This window comes from Citrobacter sp. wls717 (assembly GCF_005280955.1).
Lineage (GTDB): Bacteria > Pseudomonadota > Gammaproteobacteria > Enterobacterales > Enterobacteriaceae > Citrobacter > Citrobacter werkmanii.
The window spans coordinates 1-15,088 of record NZ_SZWW01000052.1 but is presented as its reverse complement, the minus strand read 5'-3'; the positions used below and the strand labels follow the sequence as shown (position 1 = coordinate 15,088).

General features: G+C 50.3%; 22 protein-coding genes. 16 read left to right on the top strand and 6 right to left on the bottom strand.

All coding sequences use genetic code 11. The annotated features are described in order from the left end of the window. Nucleotides 1-3 precede the first annotated feature (3 nt). From secY to arfA, 10 genes are all read left to right on the top strand, one after another. A complete protein-coding gene (gene secY / locus FDX09_RS19710) occupies nucleotides 4-1,335 on the top strand; it encodes a preprotein translocase subunit SecY (RefSeq protein WP_001118864.1) in 1,332 nt (443 codons plus the stop codon). 30 nt (nucleotides 1,336-1,365) lie between these two features. Beyond that, complete coding sequence (rpmJ, locus tag FDX09_RS19705; protein WP_000868187.1) at nucleotides 1,366-1,482, top strand: 50S ribosomal protein L36; 117 nt, start codon at nucleotides 1,366-1,368, stop codon at nucleotides 1,480-1,482. Nucleotides 1,483-1,628: 146 nt separating this feature from the next. Continuing rightward, the gene (gene rpsM / locus FDX09_RS19700; protein WP_003031135.1) at nucleotides 1,629-1,985 is read left to right on the top strand and encodes a 30S ribosomal protein S13; all 357 of its coding nucleotides are present in this window, start codon (nucleotides 1,629-1,631) and stop codon (nucleotides 1,983-1,985) included. Between the two features lie 16 nt (nucleotides 1,986-2,001). Then, nucleotides 2,002-2,391, top strand: a complete 390-nt coding sequence (gene rpsK, locus FDX09_RS19695; protein ID WP_003031137.1) for a 30S ribosomal protein S11 — start codon at nucleotides 2,002-2,004, stop codon at nucleotides 2,389-2,391. Nucleotides 2,392-2,424: 33 nt separating this feature from the next. Beyond that, nucleotides 2,425-3,045, top strand: coding sequence for a 30S ribosomal protein S4 (rpsD, locus tag FDX09_RS19690; protein WP_003031138.1), 621 nt, complete (start codon nucleotides 2,425-2,427; stop codon nucleotides 3,043-3,045). A gap of 25 nt (nucleotides 3,046-3,070) precedes the next feature. Continuing rightward, on the top strand, nucleotides 3,071-4,060 hold the full coding sequence (rpoA, locus tag FDX09_RS19685; RefSeq protein ID WP_003031139.1) for a DNA-directed RNA polymerase subunit alpha: 990 nt from the start codon (nucleotides 3,071-3,073) through the stop codon (nucleotides 4,058-4,060). Between the two features lie 40 nt (nucleotides 4,061-4,100). Then, nucleotides 4,101-4,484: a 50S ribosomal protein L17 gene (gene rplQ / locus FDX09_RS19680; protein WP_001216370.1), complete on the top strand. Its 384-nt coding sequence runs from the start codon at nucleotides 4,101-4,103 to the stop codon at nucleotides 4,482-4,484. A 106-nt stretch (nucleotides 4,485-4,590) separates the two neighbouring features. After that, the gene (locus tag FDX09_RS19675) at nucleotides 4,591-4,959 is read left to right on the top strand and encodes a DUF1992 domain-containing protein (RefSeq protein WP_038634662.1); all 369 of its coding nucleotides are present in this window, start codon (nucleotides 4,591-4,593) and stop codon (nucleotides 4,957-4,959) included. A gap of 10 nt (nucleotides 4,960-4,969) precedes the next feature. Then, nucleotides 4,970-5,395, top strand: a complete 426-nt coding sequence (zntR, locus tag FDX09_RS19670) for a Zn(2+)-responsive transcriptional regulator (RefSeq protein WP_038634659.1) — start codon at nucleotides 4,970-4,972, stop codon at nucleotides 5,393-5,395. 59 nt (nucleotides 5,396-5,454) lie between these two features. Continuing rightward, entirely contained in the window at nucleotides 5,455-5,673 is a 219-nt protein-coding gene (gene arfA, locus FDX09_RS19665; RefSeq protein WP_038634656.1) for an alternative ribosome-rescue factor ArfA, read from the top strand. Here arfA and mscL read toward each other — a convergent pair. The 5 genes from mscL to def form a co-directional block, all read right to left on the bottom strand. Continuing rightward, a complete protein-coding gene (gene mscL, locus FDX09_RS19660; RefSeq protein ID WP_003031152.1) occupies nucleotides 5,670-6,083 on the bottom strand; it encodes a large-conductance mechanosensitive channel protein MscL in 414 nt (137 codons plus the stop codon). The genes arfA and mscL overlap by 4 nt on opposite strands. 141 nt (nucleotides 6,084-6,224) lie before the next feature. Further along, nucleotides 6,225-7,601, bottom strand: coding sequence for a Trk system potassium transporter TrkA (gene trkA / locus FDX09_RS19655; RefSeq protein WP_006687350.1), 1,377 nt, complete (start codon nucleotides 7,599-7,601; stop codon nucleotides 6,225-6,227). Between the two features lie 21 nt (nucleotides 7,602-7,622). After that, complete coding sequence (rsmB, locus tag FDX09_RS19650; protein WP_137347741.1) at nucleotides 7,623-8,912, bottom strand: 16S rRNA (cytosine(967)-C(5))-methyltransferase RsmB; 1,290 nt, start codon at nucleotides 8,910-8,912, stop codon at nucleotides 7,623-7,625. Nucleotides 8,913-8,963: 51 nt separating this feature from the next. Then, the gene (fmt, locus tag FDX09_RS19645; RefSeq protein ID WP_042312102.1) at nucleotides 8,964-9,911 is read right to left on the bottom strand and encodes a methionyl-tRNA formyltransferase; all 948 of its coding nucleotides are present in this window, start codon (nucleotides 9,909-9,911) and stop codon (nucleotides 8,964-8,966) included. 14 nt (nucleotides 9,912-9,925) lie between these two features. Next, the gene (def, locus tag FDX09_RS19640; RefSeq protein WP_038634641.1) at nucleotides 9,926-10,435 is read right to left on the bottom strand and encodes a peptide deformylase; all 510 of its coding nucleotides are present in this window, start codon (nucleotides 10,433-10,435) and stop codon (nucleotides 9,926-9,928) included. 129 nt (nucleotides 10,436-10,564) lie between these two features. Between def and dprA the strand changes: the two genes are divergently transcribed. The 6 genes from dprA to FDX09_RS19610 are packed head-to-tail and all read left to right on the top strand — an operon-like array spanning nucleotide 10,565 to nucleotide 14,357. Further along, nucleotides 10,565-11,689: a DNA-protecting protein DprA gene (gene dprA / locus FDX09_RS19635; RefSeq protein ID WP_137347740.1), complete on the top strand. Its 1,125-nt coding sequence runs from the start codon at nucleotides 10,565-10,567 to the stop codon at nucleotides 11,687-11,689. Next, the gene (gene smg / locus FDX09_RS19630; protein ID WP_038634635.1) at nucleotides 11,661-12,134 is read left to right on the top strand and encodes a DUF494 family protein Smg; all 474 of its coding nucleotides are present in this window, start codon (nucleotides 11,661-11,663) and stop codon (nucleotides 12,132-12,134) included. The genes dprA and smg overlap by 29 nt, the downstream gene beginning before the upstream one ends. Before the next feature lie 26 nt (nucleotides 12,135-12,160). Further along, complete coding sequence (locus tag FDX09_RS19625; protein WP_069325294.1) at nucleotides 12,161-12,703, top strand: type I DNA topoisomerase; 543 nt, start codon at nucleotides 12,161-12,163, stop codon at nucleotides 12,701-12,703. Nucleotides 12,704-12,707: 4 nt separating this feature from the next. Further along, nucleotides 12,708-13,280: an L-threonylcarbamoyladenylate synthase type 1 TsaC gene (tsaC, locus tag FDX09_RS19620; protein ID WP_069325293.1), complete on the top strand. Its 573-nt coding sequence runs from the start codon at nucleotides 12,708-12,710 to the stop codon at nucleotides 13,278-13,280. 1 nt (nucleotide 13,281) lies between these two features. Next, a complete protein-coding gene (aroE, locus tag FDX09_RS19615) occupies nucleotides 13,282-14,103 on the top strand; it encodes a shikimate dehydrogenase (RefSeq protein ID WP_087856968.1) in 822 nt (273 codons plus the stop codon). Then, a complete protein-coding gene (locus FDX09_RS19610) occupies nucleotides 14,100-14,357 on the top strand; it encodes a DUF1488 domain-containing protein (protein ID WP_038634625.1) in 258 nt (85 codons plus the stop codon). Before aroE ends, FDX09_RS19610 begins: the two co-directional genes overlap by 4 nt. On the opposite strand, the gene FDX09_RS19605 is transcribed toward FDX09_RS19610, so the two are convergent. Then, a complete protein-coding gene (locus tag FDX09_RS19605) occupies nucleotides 14,333-14,887 on the bottom strand; it encodes a gamma carbonic anhydrase family protein (RefSeq protein ID WP_038634622.1) in 555 nt (184 codons plus the stop codon). The two genes, FDX09_RS19610 and FDX09_RS19605, sit on opposite strands and share 25 nt — an antisense overlap. Between the last annotated feature and the right edge of the window lie 201 nt (nucleotides 14,888-15,088).

The window sequence follows — 15,088 nt, the reverse complement described above, 5'->3', positions numbered from 1 at the left end:
CAGATGGCTAAACAACCGGGATTAGATTTTCAAAGTGCCAAAGGTGGCTTAGGCGAGCTGAAACGCAGACTGCTGTTTGTAATCGGTGCGCTTATTGTGTTCCGTATTGGCTCTTTCATTCCGATCCCTGGTATTGATGCCGCTGTACTTGCCAAACTGCTTGAGCAACAGCGAGGCACCATCATTGAAATGTTTAACATGTTCTCTGGTGGTGCTCTCAGCCGTGCTTCTATCTTTGCTCTGGGGATCATGCCGTATATTTCGGCGTCGATCATTATCCAGCTGCTGACGGTGGTTCATCCAACGCTGGCAGAAATTAAGAAAGAAGGGGAGTCTGGTCGTCGTAAGATCAGCCAGTACACCCGCTACGGTACTCTGGTGCTGGCGATATTCCAGTCGATCGGTATTGCTACCGGTCTGCCGAATATGCCTGGTATGCAGGGCCTGGTAATGAATCCAGGCTTTGCATTCTATTTCACCGCTGTTGTAAGTCTGGTTACAGGGACTATGTTCCTGATGTGGTTGGGCGAACAGATTACTGAACGTGGTATCGGCAACGGTATCTCAATCATTATCTTCGCCGGTATTGTTGCGGGACTCCCGCCAGCCATTGCCCATACTATCGAGCAAGCGCGTCAAGGCGACCTGCACTTCCTCGTGTTGCTGTTGGTTGCAGTATTAGTATTTGCAGTGACGTTCTTTGTTGTATTTGTTGAGCGTGGTCAACGCCGTATTGTGGTAAACTACGCGAAACGTCAGCAAGGTCGTCGTGTCTATGCTGCACAGAGCACACATTTACCGCTGAAAGTGAATATGGCGGGGGTAATCCCGGCAATCTTCGCTTCCAGTATTATTCTGTTCCCGGCGACCATCGCGTCATGGTTCGGGGGCGGGACTGGTTGGAACTGGCTGACAACAATTTCGCTGTATTTGCAGCCTGGGCAACCGCTTTATGTGTTACTCTATGCGTCTGCAATCATATTCTTCTGTTTCTTCTACACGGCGTTGGTTTTCAACCCGCGTGAAACAGCAGATAACCTGAAGAAGTCCGGTGCATTTGTACCAGGAATTCGTCCGGGAGAGCAAACGGCGAAGTATATCGATAAAGTAATGACCCGCCTGACTTTGGTTGGTGCGCTCTACATTACCTTTATCTGCCTGATCCCGGAGTTCATGCGTGATGCAATGAAAGTACCGTTCTACTTTGGTGGGACCTCACTGCTTATCGTTGTTGTCGTGATTATGGACTTTATGGCTCAAGTGCAAACTCTGATGATGTCAAGTCAGTACGAGTCTGCATTGAAGAAGGCGAATCTGAAAGGCTACGGCCGTTAACAGTCGCCCGAGAAGTTACGGAGAGTAAAAATGAAAGTTCGTGCTTCCGTCAAGAAATTATGCCGTAACTGCAAAATCGTTAAGCGTGATGGTGTCATCCGTGTGATTTGCAGTGCCGAGCCGAAGCATAAACAGCGCCAAGGCTGATTTATTCGCATATTTTTCTTGCAAAGTTGGGTTGAGCTGGCTAGATTAGCCAGCCAATCTTTTGTATGTCTGTGCGTTTCCATTTGAGTATCCTGAAAACGGGCTTTTCAGCATGGTGCGTACATATTAAATAGTAGGAGTGCATAGTGGCCCGTATAGCAGGCATTAACATTCCTGATCAGAAACATGCTGTGATCGCATTAACTTCGATCTACGGCGTCGGCAAGACCCGTTCTAAAGCCATTCTGGCTGCAGCGGGTATCGCTGAAGATGTTAAGATCAGTGAGCTGTCTGAAGAACAAATCGACACGCTGCGTGACGAAGTTGCCAAATTTGTCGTTGAAGGTGATCTGCGCCGTGAAGTTAGCATGAGCATCAAGCGCCTTATGGACCTTGGTTGCTATCGCGGTTTGCGTCATCGTCGTGGTCTCCCGGTTCGCGGTCAGCGTACCAAGACCAACGCACGTACCCGTAAGGGTCCGCGCAAACCGATCAAGAAATAATCGGGGTGATTGAATAATGGCAAAGGCACCAATTCGTGCACGTAAACGTGTAAGAAAACAAGTCTCTGACGGCGTGGCTCATATCCATGCTTCTTTTAACAACACCATCGTTACCATTACTGATCGTCAGGGTAACGCACTGGGTTGGGCAACAGCCGGTGGTTCCGGTTTCCGTGGTTCTCGCAAATCCACTCCGTTTGCAGCTCAGGTTGCAGCAGAGCGTTGCGCTGAAGCCGTAAAAGAATACGGTATCAAGAATCTGGAAGTTATGGTCAAAGGACCGGGTCCAGGTCGCGAATCTACTGTTCGTGCTCTGAACGCCGCTGGTTTCCGCATCACTAATATTACTGATGTGACTCCGATCCCTCATAACGGTTGTCGTCCGCCGAAAAAACGTCGCGTATAACGCTGTCGTTTCTAGGATTGTTGGAGAAAGAAAATGGCAAGATATTTGGGTCCTAAGCTCAAGCTGAGCCGTCGTGAGGGCACTGACTTATTCCTTAAGTCTGGCGTTCGCGCGATCGATACCAAGTGTAAAATTGAACAAGCTCCTGGCCAGCACGGTGCGCGTAAACCGCGTCTGTCTGACTATGGTGTGCAGTTGCGTGAAAAGCAAAAAGTTCGCCGTATCTATGGTGTGCTGGAGCGTCAGTTCCGTAACTACTACAAAGAAGCAGCACGTCTGAAAGGCAACACCGGTGAAAACCTGTTGGGTCTGCTGGAAGGTCGTCTGGACAACGTTGTATACCGTATGGGCTTCGGTGCCACTCGTGCAGAAGCACGTCAGCTGGTCAGCCATAAAGCAATTATGGTAAACGGTCGTGTTGTTAACATCGCTTCTTATCAGGTTAGTCCGAATGACGTTGTTAGCATTCGTGAGAAAGCGAAGAAGCAGTCTCGCGTGAAAGCCGCTCTGGAGCTGGCTGAGCAGCGTGAAAAGCCAACCTGGCTGGAAGTTGATGCTGGCAAGATGGAAGGTACGTTCAAGCGTAAGCCGGAGCGTTCTGATCTGTCTGCGGACATTAACGAACACCTGATCGTCGAGCTTTACTCCAAGTAAAGCTTAGTACCAAAGAGAGGACACAATGCAGGGTTCTGTGACAGAGTTTCTAAAACCGCGCCTGGTAGATATCGAGCAAGTGAGTTCGACGCACGCCAAGGTGACCCTTGAGCCTTTAGAGCGTGGCTTTGGCCATACTTTGGGTAACGCACTGCGCCGTATTCTGCTCTCATCGATGCCGGGTTGCGCGGTGACCGAGGTTGAGATTGATGGTGTACTACATGAGTACAGCACCAAAGAAGGCGTTCAGGAAGATATCCTGGAAATCCTGCTCAACCTGAAAGGGCTGGCGGTGAGAGTTCAGGGTAAAGATGACGTTATTCTTACCTTGAATAAATCTGGCATTGGCCCTGTGACTGCAGCCGACATTACCCATGATGGTGATGTCGAAATCGTCAAGCCACAGCACGTGATCTGCCACCTGACCGATGAGAACGCATCTATTAGTATGCGCATCAAAGTTCAGCGCGGTCGTGGTTATGTGCCGGCTTCTACCCGAATTCATTCGGAAGAAGATGAGCGCCCAATCGGCCGTCTGCTGGTCGACGCATGCTACAGCCCTGTAGAGCGTATTGCCTACAATGTTGAAGCAGCGCGTGTAGAACAGCGTACCGACCTGGACAAGCTGGTCATCGAAATGGAAACCAACGGCACAATCGATCCTGAAGAGGCGATTCGTCGTGCGGCAACCATTCTGGCTGAACAACTGGAAGCTTTTGTTGACTTACGTGATGTACGTCAGCCGGAAGTTAAAGAAGAGAAACCAGAATTCGATCCGATCCTGCTGCGCCCTGTTGACGATCTGGAATTGACTGTCCGCTCTGCTAACTGCCTCAAAGCAGAAGCTATCCACTATATCGGTGATCTGGTACAGCGTACTGAGGTTGAGCTTCTTAAGACGCCTAACCTTGGTAAAAAATCTCTTACTGAGATTAAAGACGTGCTGGCTTCCCGTGGACTGTCTCTGGGCATGCGCCTGGAAAACTGGCCACCGGCAAGCATCGCTGACGAGTAACCGGATCACAGGTTAAGGTTTTACTGAGAAGGATAAGGTCATGCGCCATCGTAAGAGTGGTCGTCAACTGAACCGCAACAGCAGCCATCGCCAGGCTATGTTCCGCAATATGGCAGGTTCACTGGTTCGTCATGAAATCATCAAGACGACTCTGCCGAAAGCGAAAGAGCTGCGTCGCGTAGTTGAGCCGCTGATTACTCTTGCCAAGACTGATAGCGTAGCTAATCGTCGTCTGGCATTCGCCCGTACTCGTGATAACGAGATCGTGGCAAAACTGTTTAACGAACTGGGCCCGCGTTTCGCGAGCCGCGCCGGTGGTTACACTCGCATTCTGAAGTGTGGTTTCCGTGCAGGCGACAACGCGCCGATGGCATACATCGAGCTGGTTGATCGTTCAGAGAAAACAGAAGCTGCTGCAGAGTAATCTGTAGTAACGTAAAAACCCCGCCTCGGCGGGTTTTTTTATATCCGCCATATCCCCACTTATCTACAATATCTGTACTCTTTTTGTTCATCCCCTGGAGCGTCATATGTGGTTACTGGACCAGTGGGCGGAGCGCCATATTATTGCTGCACAGTCTAAAGGCGAGTTTGATGATTTACCTGGTACAGGCGAACCGCTTACTCTTGACGATGATTCCCATATTCCGCCTGAACTCCGGGCCGGATACCGTTTATTAAAAAATGCGGGCTGTCTTCCACCTGAGCTTGAGCAACGCAGAGAGGCAATACAGCTGCTTGAAATACTCGCGGGGATCCGCAAAGATGATCCCAGTTATCAGGAAGTCAGTCGACGGTTGTCGCTACTGGAGCTAAAACTTCGACAGGCTGGGCTTAGCACCGAGTTTTTACACGGTGAATACGCAGATAAGCTGCTACAGAAGATCAACGACAAATAGCGGAGAGAGCATGTACCGAATTGGTGAATTAGCGAAGCTGGCTGACGTGACGCCGGATACTATCCGTTACTATGAAAAGCAGCAGATGATGGAACATGAAGTACGTACCGAAGGCGGGTTTCGCCTCTACACGGAAAGTGATCTTCAGCGTCTTAAGTTTATTCGTTATGCCCGTCAGCTTGGTTTTACACTGGAGTCGATTCGCGAACTGCTTTCGATCCGCATAGATCCAGAGCACCATACCTGCCAGGAATCAAAAGGGATCGTTCAGGAAAGATTACAAGAGGTCGAAGCGCGCATAGCGGAGCTTCAGGCGATGCAACGATCGTTACAGCGATTAAATGATGCGTGCTGTGGTAAAGCACACAGCAGTGTGTACTGTTCTATTCTTGAAGCACTTGAACAAGGCGCCAGCGGAACACTATCAGACCGTTGATTTTTTGCACGGTCAGGTCTACACTCCTGGCGTAAATTACCCCACAAACTGGAGAGAGTATGAGCCGTTATCAGCATACCAAAGGACAGATAAAGGACAACGCCATTGAGGCGCTTCTGCATGATCCACTGTTCAGGCAGCGCGTTGAGAAAAATAAGAAAGGGAAAGGAAGTTATCTACGTAAAGGTAAACATGGCAATCGGGGAAACTGGGAGGCCAGTGGCAAGAAAGTGAAGCACTTTTTTACCACTGGCCTTTTTGTTTCAGTGAACGCTTAAGAGCGGTTATTCTGTTCTTTCAGCAGGTCACGAATTTCACTTAGTAATACTTCTTCTTTAGATGGTGCTGGGGGCGCCGCTGGCTCTTCAGCTTTTTTACGATTCAATTTATTGATCAGTTTGATTGCCATAAAGATAGCAAACGCAACAATAATGAAATCGAAGACATTCTGAATGAATACGCCGTAATGCATGACCACCGCCGGGATGTCTCCCTGCGCATCACGTAACGTTAAAGCAAACTGTTTAAAATCAATCCCACCAATTAACAACCCCAGTGGCGGCATGATGATATCGGCAACCAGTGATGAAACGATCTTACCGAATGCCGCACCAATAATGACACCCACTGCCAAATCGACAACATTCCCGCGCATCGCGAATTCGCGAAACTCTTTAATAATGCTCATTTTATTCTCCCTATGCAGCTGACGTTTATAAGTTTAACAAATGTTTAGGCAATTTCCATTTATGTATTGCGGAAAGGAAAAATTATTAGGCCCTGATAAATAAAGGGAAATAAAAAAGGCGCTATATTAGCGCCCAAATTATTACAGGAAGAAGGGGCTTGGCTGGAATAAGCGCTCGACGTCGGTAATAAACTTTTTATCTGTCAGGAACATAATAACGTGATCGCCCTGTTCAATACGCAGGTTGTCATTAGCAATCATCACATCATTACCCCGTACAACAGCGCCAATAATGGTGCCGGGCGGAAGTTTAATTTCATCAATCGAGCGACCTACTACCCGTGATGTTGTCTCATCACCGTGTGCGACGGCTTCAATGGCTTCCGCTACGCCGCGGCGTAGTGATGAAACACCAACAATATCAGCTTTACGAACATGGCTCAGGAGTGCGGAGATGGTCGCCTGCTGCGGTGAAATCGCAATATCGATCACGCTGCCCTGCACCAGATCGACGTACGCTCTGCGCTGGATCAGCACCATCACTTTCTTGGCGCCCATTCGTTTAGCCAGCATCGCCGACATGATGTTAGCTTCATCGTCATTGGTCACCGCGATGAACAGATCAACCTGATCGATGTGTTCTTCCGCCAGAAGCTCTTGATCCGAAGCATCGCCAAAAAAGACGATCGTATTTTGCAGTTTCTCTGCAAGCTCCGATGCGCGCTGCTGATTACGCTCGATCAGTTTGACGCTGTAATCTTTTTCCAGACGCCGCGCGAGCCCTGCACCGATATTACCGCCACCGACTAACATAATGCGTTTGTACGGCTTTTCCAGACGCTGTAGCTCGCTCATGACGGCGCGAATGTGCTGTGATGCCGCGATAAAGAAGACTTCATCACCCGCTTCAACGATGGTAGAACCCTGCGGGCGAATTGGCCTGTCATGACGGAATATCGCCGCAACGCGGGTATCGATATGCGGCATGTGATCGCGCATGGTCGACAACGCATTACCGATTAGCGGTCCGCCGTAATAAGCTTTCACGACCGCCAGACTGACTTTGCCCTCGGCAAAATTCACGACCTGCAATGCGCCCGGATATTCAATCAGGCGATAAATGCTATCGATAACCAGTTGCTCAGGCGCAATCAGATGATCGATAGGGACGGCATCGGATTGAAATAGCTTGTCTGCATCGCGAACGTAATCCGGTGAACGAATACGGGCGATACGGTTAGGCGTATTAAACAGGGAATAAGCTACCTGGCAGGCAACCATATTTGTTTCATCTGAGCTGGTTACGGCAACCAGCATATCGGCATCGTCGGCACCAGCTTCACGCAATACACGGGGATGTGAACCATGTCCTTGCACGACGCGGAGATCAAACTTGTCCTGCAAGCTGCGCAGGCGCTCACCATTGGTATCGACTACCGTGATATCGTTGTTCTCTCCGACCAGGTTTTCAGCCAGCGTACCGCCAACTTGCCCTGCGCCAAGAATGATAATTTTCATCAGTCGCGACCCGTTATCTCATCACTTTTTGATTAGCTTAGCGTAAAAGAAGCCATCGCCATCTTCTGCACCCGGTAAATTCTGACGTCCCGGCTGCTCTGGCGTACCGGTTTCGCTTAACACCGCATCCGGTGTGCGTGCAAGGAACGCGGCGATCTGCTGTTGGTTTTCTTCTGGCAGAATAGAACAGGTTGCATAGACCAGCGTGCCGCCCGGCTTAAGGTGTGTCCAGGTCGCGTTGAGGATCTCGGCCTGCAACTGAGCGAGTTCGGCAATATCACGATCGCGACGCAGCCATTTGATATCCGGATGGCGACGGATCACACCAGTGGCAGAACATGGAGCGTCCAGCAAAATACGGTCAAACTGTTGCTCACCGCACCACTGCTGCGGATAGCGACCATCACCCTGCTTCACGGTTGCTTTCATACCCAGGCGTTTCAGGTTGTCATACACGCGAGACAGGCGTTTATCGTCGACATCGACTGCCATCACGTTCGCATCTGGCGCGACCTCCAGAATATGGGTGGTCTTGCCGCCGGGAGCGCAACATAAATCAAGGATCTGCTCTCCGTTTTGTGGCTGCAGATAGCTGACGCAACCCTGGGCAGAGGCATCCTGAACGGTGACCCAACCTTGCTCAAAACCTGGCAGGGCGAGCACGGGGGCTGGTGTTTCCAGACGGACCGCATCCGGGTAATCCGGATGAGGGAAACCGGTCAATCCTGCTTCGGCGAGTAGTTCCAGCCAGGCGTCGCGCGTATGGTGGTTGCGATTAACACGGAGCCACATTGGCGGGCGTTGGTTATTAGCCTCAAGGATGGCTTCCCATTGCTGTGGATAAGCGGCTTTAATACGTTTTACCAGCCAGGAGGGGTGTAAGAAACGTAGATCGCTTTGTGCGAACTCGGTCAGTAGTTCTTCCTGACGGCGCTGGAACTGGCGTAATACACCATTGATCAGCCCTTTCAACTGCGGACGCTTAATCACCACCGCGCCTTCTACGGTTTCGGCCAGCGCAGCATGGGGTGGGATACGGGTATGCAGCAGTTGGTAGAAGCCCACCATGATCAGGTAGTGAACGGTACGCTGTTTGCCCGTCATCGGACGTTCCATCAGTTGCTGGATCATCCACTCCAGTTGCGAGAGTGTGCGCAATACGCCGAAGCAAAGCTCTTGCAACAACGCTTTATCTTTATCGGCAACTTTTTGCTGCATGGCGGGCAGCACGTTGCTTAATGATTGCCCCTTTTCGACAACCTGCTCGACGGCCTGGGCCGCCATACTGCGTAAATTAAGATTTTTTTTCATAAGTGCAAAAATAAAAATGCCCGGTCACACCGGGCTTAAAGAGATGAACCGTCAGGCCAGACGGTTTCCGGGTACAAACCACTCCCGGCGCGAATTAAGCAGATCCTGCGCACTCATGGCTTTTTTGCCTGCAGGCTGCAAAGAGACGAGATTCAGGATGCCGTCGCCTGTTGCAACCTGGATACCCTGACGGGTCGCTTCCAGAATTGTGCCTGGTTCAGCGTTAGCGGGCGTATCGATCACCGTCGCCTGCCAAATTTTTACTGGTTGCTCGTCGATGACGATATAGCTCATTGGCCACGGGTTAAAGGCGCGGATGCAGCGCTCCAACTGAGCGGCCGAAAGTGACCAGTCGATACGGGCCTCTTCTTTACTGAGTTTCTCTGCATGCGTAACCAGTGATTCATCTTGTACAACGGGTTTTATCGTGCCAGCAGCCAACTGTTTTAGCGTTTCAATCAGCCCCTGAGGCCCCAGGTCCGCCAGCTTGTCGTATAAAGAACCGCTGGTATCTTCTGCCGTAATCGGGCAGGAGAGCTTAAGCAACATATCACCGGTGTCGAGACCAACATCCATTTGCATGATGGTAACGCCCGTTTCGCTATCGCCAGCCCACAGTGAACGTTGAATCGGTGCTGCGCCACGCCAGCGTGGAAGCAGGGAACCGTGAACGTTGATACAACCCAGGCGCGGCATTTCCAGCACGGCTTTTGGCAGAATCAGTCCATATGCCACTACCACCATCACGTCTGCGTGTAAATCAGCAACCAATTGTTGGTTTTCCTGAGGGCGAAGAGAGACAGGCTGGAAAACCGGTATCCCTTTTTCTTCTGCCAACACTTTTACCGGGCTGGGCATCAGCTTTTTACCGCGTCCCGCAGGGCGGTCCGGTTGGGTAAACACGCCAACGACGTTATGTCCAGAAGACAACAGCGCGTCAAGGTGACGCGCTGCAAAGTCAGGTGTACCCGCAAAAATAATACGTAGTGAGTCTGACACGTTGATTCTTGTCCTTAAGCTCGGGCGTTCAGGCGGTCGAGTTTTTCAACTTTCTGACGAATACGTTGTTGCTTCAACGGAGACAGATAATCGATAAACAGTTTACCGACCAGGTGATCCATTTCATGTTGAATGCAGATAGCGAGCAGGCCATCGGCTTCCAGTTCAAAAGATTTACCGTCGCGATTGAGCGCACGAATTTTTACTTTCTCAGCGCGTGGTACTAACGCACGCTGTTCGGGGATAGACAGGCAACCTTCTTCAATACCGGTTTCGCCATCTTTCTCCAGCAGCTCTGGGTTGATTAAAACCAACTGCTCGTCGCGATTTTCAGAGACATCAATAACAATGATGCGCTGATGGATGTCGACCTGTGTTGCCGCCAGACCGATACCCTCTTCTGCGTACATCGTTTCGAACATATCATCAACGATACGCTGAATTTCTGCATTCACTTCTTCAACCGGTTTTGCGACTTTGCGAAGGCGCTCGTCCGGAATATGTAACACTTGCAAAACTGACATAGTTATCCAGAGTTGTGTTCAGGAGTTGAAAAGATTATTACCTCTATTCTAGACAAAACCCCCTCTGATTGACAGCATCAGTGACCAATCGCAAAGATTGCCAGGACTGCTTGTGGCAGGGGAACAGGGATGACCCAAATTGAAATTTGGCTACGTTTAGCGCAAGTGAATGAACTGTATGGTGATGAGATGGTGCGCCTTGCCCACTGGCTCAATGCCCAACCTTGTATTAACAACACGATCCTCCAGCACGCAGGATTATCTTCCCGCCAGGCCAAGCGCTTTTTAACCTTTTCAGAGCAGTCACTGGAAAAAACGCTGCGCTGGTTGGAGCAGCCGAATCACCATTTAGTGGTTGCCGACAGCGAGCATTATCCGTCCCAGCTGCGCGCGATTGAAGATTACCCTGGGGTGCTTTTCGTTGCCGGTACTCCCGCATGCCTGCATTCATTTCAGGTGGCCGTCGTCGGTAGTCGCCAGCATTCATGGTATGGCGAACGTTGGGGGCGATTATTTTGCGAAAAGCTTGCCGCGTTTGGGGTGACGATAACCAGTGGGCTGGCCCGAGGGATTGATGGCGTGGCGCATCATGCGGCGATAAACCGACAAGGCACGAGTATTGCGGTGCTGGGAAATGGGCTTGAGACCATTCATCCACGACAGCATGTCCGTCTCGCCGAACGTCTGATCGATTCCGGAGGCGCATTGGTGTCTGAGTTCCCATTAGATACGCTCCCGCTGCCGCGCAATTTTCCCCGACGAAATCGCATTATCAGTGGTCTAAGTAAAGGTGTCCTGGTCGTTGAGGCCGCGCAACGTAGCGGTTCATTGGTCACGGCACGCTGTGCGCTGGAGCAGGGGCGGGAGGTTTTTGCTTTGCCTGGGCCGATTGGGAGTCCGGGAAGTGAAGGCCCACATTGGCTTATTCAGCAGGGAGCCACGCTTGTGACCGCACCAGAGGAAATTCTGGAAAATTTGCAATATGGGCTGCAATGGTTGCCAGATGAACCTGAAAAATCAATTTATTCGCCAGATCACGAAGAGGTGGCATTGCCATTTCCTGAGCTCCTGGCTAACGTAGGAGATGAGGTAACACCTGTTGACGTCGTCGCTGAACGTGCCGGCCAACCTGTGCCAGAGGTAGTGGCTCAACTACTCGAACTGGAGTTAGCAGGATGGATCGCAGCTGTACCCGGCGGCTATGTCCGATTGAGGAGGGCATGCCATGTTCGACGTACTAATGTATTTGTTTGAGACATATATCCATAACGAAGCTGAGCTGCGAGTGGATCAGGACAAACTGGAACGGGATCTTACCGACGCTGGTTTTGATCGTGAAGACATCTACAACGCGTTACTGTGGCTGGAAAAGCTTGCTGATTATCAGGATGGCCTTGCCGAACCTATGCAGCTAGCATCTGATCCTCTTTCTCTGCGTATTTATACTGCAGAAGAATGTGAACGGCTGGATGCGAGTTGTCGCGGATTCTTGCTATTCCTGGAGCAGATTCAGGTGCTAAACCTCGAAACGCGAGAAATGGTAATTGAGCGCGTACTCGCGCTGGATACGGCAGAGTTTGATCTGGAAGACCTGAAGTGGGTGATCCTGATGGTGCTATTCAACATTCCAGGTTGTGAAAATGCCTATCAGCAAATGGAAGAATTACTCTTTGAAGTGAATGAAGGTATGCTGCATTAATCAATCTTCATTCAGTATGAGTTGTTATGGCTAAATCAGCACTGTTTACGGTGCGTAAAAACGAGCCCTGCCCACAATGCGGGGCTGAACTGGTTATTCGCTCCGGGAAACACGGCCCGTTTCTCGGTTGTTCACACTATCCAGAATGCGATTATATCCGTCCGCTGAAATCATCTGCAGACGGGCATATTGTCAAAGTTCTGGAGGGTAAGTTTTGCCCTGCATGTGGCGCTGAGTTGGTATTGCGACAGGGGCGATTCGGTATGTTTATCGGATGCAGTGACTATCCTGCATGCGAGCACACCGAGCTTATCGACAAGCCAGATGAAACAGCAATAGTCTGTCCTCAATGCCAGACCGGTCACCTGGTCCAGCGGCGTTCCCGTTATGGCAAAACTTTTTACTCCTGCGATCGCTATCCGGAGTGCCAGTTTGTTATTAACTTCAAACCGTTAGCTGGAGAATGTCCAGAGTGTCATTATCCGCTACTCATCGAAAAGAAAACCGCGCAGGGTGTGAAGCATTTCTGTGCCAGTAAACAATGTGGAAAGCCGATTTCGGCGGAATAAAAAAGTGAATAATAACCTGCCCACAGGCCCTATCGCTGCTGCAATAGAGGTACTGAACCAAGAGAAAGTCATCGCCTATCCAACAGAAGCTGTATTTGGTGTCGGCTGCGATCCCGACAGCGAAACGGCAGTAAGTCGTTTGTTGGAATTAAAACAACGTCCGGTCGAGAAAGGCTTAATTTTGATTGCGGCCAACTTTGAGCAACTTAAGCCCTATATTGACGATAGCTCGCTTACTGATACTCAACGTGAGGCTATCTTCGCTCGCTGGCCTGGTCCCGTCACCTTTGTTTTCCCGGCGCTTGCGACTACACCTCGTTGGTTGACCGGTCGTTTTGATTCGCTGGCCGTGCGTGTCACCGATCATCCGCTGGTGGTTGCACTGTGCCAGGCTTATGGCAAACCTATAGTTTCCACCAGTGCTAATTTGAGTGGCTTACCGCCTTGCCGAACGGTAGAGGAAGTCCGCGCGCAGTTCGGTATAGACTTTCCCGTTGTTGAAGGAGAGACCGGAGGGCGATTGAATCCTTCGGAGATCCGTGATGCACTGACGGGTGAACAGTTTCGACAGGGGTAATATGAAAGAAGCCTATGCTGTTTTTGGTAATCCGATAGCGCACAGTAAATCGCCTTTTATTCATCAGCAATTTGCAGAGCAGCTGAAGATTGATTACTCCTATGGACGCGTACTGGCGCCGATCAATGACTTTGTGAATTCGCTGAACGCCTTTTTTGCTGAGGGGGGGAAGGGGGCAAATGTCACCGTTCCTTTTAAAGAAGAGGCGTTTGCGCGTGCCGATGAATTAACAGAGCGGGCATCGCTAGCTGGAGCAGTTAACACCCTTAAACGGCTGGAGGATGGACGTTTGCTGGGAGATAACACGGATGGTATCGGTTTATTAAGCGATCTTGAGCGTTTATCTTTCATTCGTCCCGGATCGCGAATTCTGCTGATTGGTGCGGGCGGTGCATCCCGTGGGGTATTGCTACCTCTTCTTTCTATGGATTGTGCGGTAACCATTGTTAATCGTACGGCCTACCGCGCTGAAGAACTGGCACAGCTCTTCTCTCATACCGGTAGCGTGCAGGCGGTGGGAATGGACGAACTTGATAATCACAGCTTTGATCTGATTATTAACGCGACGTCCAGCGGTATTAGCGGTGAGGTCCCGTCTATTCCGGCATCTCTTATCCATCCCTCCGTCTACTGTTACGACATGTTTTATCAGAAAGGGAATACGCCGTTCCTTTCCTGGTGTGAAAAGCATGGGGCGAAACAGTACGCCGATGGTCTGGGGATGCTGGTGGGACAAGCTGCACATGCTGTTTTACTCTGGCATGGTGTTTTACCCCAGATTGAGCCGGTCATTAAAAGCATGCAACAGGAATTGTCGGCATGAATCAGGCGATCCAGTTTCCCGATCGAGAAGAATGGCGGACGGATGTAAATGCGATTGTTTTCCCTGCAATGGTTCATGGTATGCAGTTAACATGTGCCATATCGGGAAAGATGTTGGCGTCCCGCTTTGGCGGCGACACGCCTGAACAGTGGCTGGAAACCTTTCGATTACATCGCTGGGACCTGGAAGAAGAGGCCGAAGCATTGATCCAGGACCAGCAGGAAGACGCTCAGGGTTGGGTGTGGTTACTCTGACTTAAATACTCATCTTTCCACTTAACATAGTTGTTAGCTGAGTATTGCAAGCCTGCTTTCTCTTCATCGCTTAATGGACGAATCTGCTTAACCGGGCTTCCCAGGTACAGATATCCACTCTCCAGGCGTTTGTTTTGCGGAACCAGGCTTCCCGCCCCAATCATAACGTCGTCTTCAACAACGACACCGTCCAACAGAATCGATCCCATGCCGACTAATACGCGGTTACCAATGGTACAACCGTGCAGCATGACTTTATGACCAACTGTGACATCTTCACCTACGATCAGCGGATTACCCTGCGGATTGGATGTAGATTTATGTGTGACATGTAGAACGCTGCCGTCCTGAATGTTTGTACGCGCACCGATTTGCACGTAGTTCACGTCGCCACGGATCGCGACCAGTGGCCAAATTCCGACATCATCAGCCAAACGAGCATCGCCAATGACGACACTACTGGTGTCGATCATCACGCGTTTTCCGATCTGTGGGAAAAGATCCTTATAAGGGCGCAGTACATCAGACATGTTTACCTCAGCGAAAATAGAGCGGTAATGAAGACTTTGGTTGGATTATCGAGACTGTGCAAGTGATTTATCTATCAAAAATCAGCCAAATTGCGCAGGAATATAGCGAAAGGGGTGAAAAACAAGCATTCAGCAAAAAAGATCCAAAAAACACTTGTGCTAAAAAATGGGATCCCTATAATGCGCCTCCATCGACACGGC

Coding starts and splice junctions, on each gene's coding strand:
- secY (WP_001118864.1), top strand. CDS start 4: ATGGCTAAACAACCGGGATTAGATTTTCAAAGTGCCAAAGGTGGCTTA.
- rpmJ (WP_000868187.1), top strand. CDS start 1,366: ATGAAAGTTCGTGCTTCCGTCAAGAAATTATGCCGTAACTGCAAAATC.
- rpsK (WP_003031137.1), top strand. CDS start 2,002: ATGGCAAAGGCACCAATTCGTGCACGTAAACGTGTAAGAAAACAAGTC.
- rpsD (WP_003031138.1), top strand. CDS start 2,425: ATGGCAAGATATTTGGGTCCTAAGCTCAAGCTGAGCCGTCGTGAGGGC.
- rpoA (WP_003031139.1), top strand. CDS start 3,071: ATGCAGGGTTCTGTGACAGAGTTTCTAAAACCGCGCCTGGTAGATATC.
- rplQ (WP_001216370.1), top strand. CDS start 4,101: ATGCGCCATCGTAAGAGTGGTCGTCAACTGAACCGCAACAGCAGCCAT.
- FDX09_RS19675 (WP_038634662.1), top strand. CDS start 4,591: ATGTGGTTACTGGACCAGTGGGCGGAGCGCCATATTATTGCTGCACAG.
- zntR (WP_038634659.1), top strand. CDS start 4,970: ATGTACCGAATTGGTGAATTAGCGAAGCTGGCTGACGTGACGCCGGAT.
- arfA (WP_038634656.1), top strand. CDS start 5,455: ATGAGCCGTTATCAGCATACCAAAGGACAGATAAAGGACAACGCCATT.
- mscL (WP_003031152.1), bottom strand. CDS start 6,083: ATGAGCATTATTAAAGAGTTTCGCGAATTCGCGATGCGCGGGAATGTT.
- trkA (WP_006687350.1), bottom strand. CDS start 7,601: ATGAAAATTATCATTCTTGGCGCAGGGCAAGTTGGCGGTACGCTGGCT.
- rsmB (WP_137347741.1), bottom strand. CDS start 8,912: ATGAAAAAAAATCTTAATTTACGCAGTATGGCGGCCCAGGCCGTCGAG.
- def (WP_038634641.1), bottom strand. CDS start 10,435: ATGTCAGTTTTGCAAGTGTTACATATTCCGGACGAGCGCCTTCGCAAA.
- dprA (WP_137347740.1), top strand. CDS start 10,565: ATGACCCAAATTGAAATTTGGCTACGTTTAGCGCAAGTGAATGAACTG.
- smg (WP_038634635.1), top strand. CDS start 11,661: ATGTTCGACGTACTAATGTATTTGTTTGAGACATATATCCATAACGAA.
- FDX09_RS19625 (WP_069325294.1), top strand. CDS start 12,161: ATGGCTAAATCAGCACTGTTTACGGTGCGTAAAAACGAGCCCTGCCCA.
- aroE (WP_087856968.1), top strand. CDS start 13,282: ATGAAAGAAGCCTATGCTGTTTTTGGTAATCCGATAGCGCACAGTAAA.
- FDX09_RS19610 (WP_038634625.1), top strand. CDS start 14,100: ATGAATCAGGCGATCCAGTTTCCCGATCGAGAAGAATGGCGGACGGAT.
- FDX09_RS19605 (WP_038634622.1), bottom strand. CDS start 14,887: ATGTCTGATGTACTGCGCCCTTATAAGGATCTTTTCCCACAGATCGGA.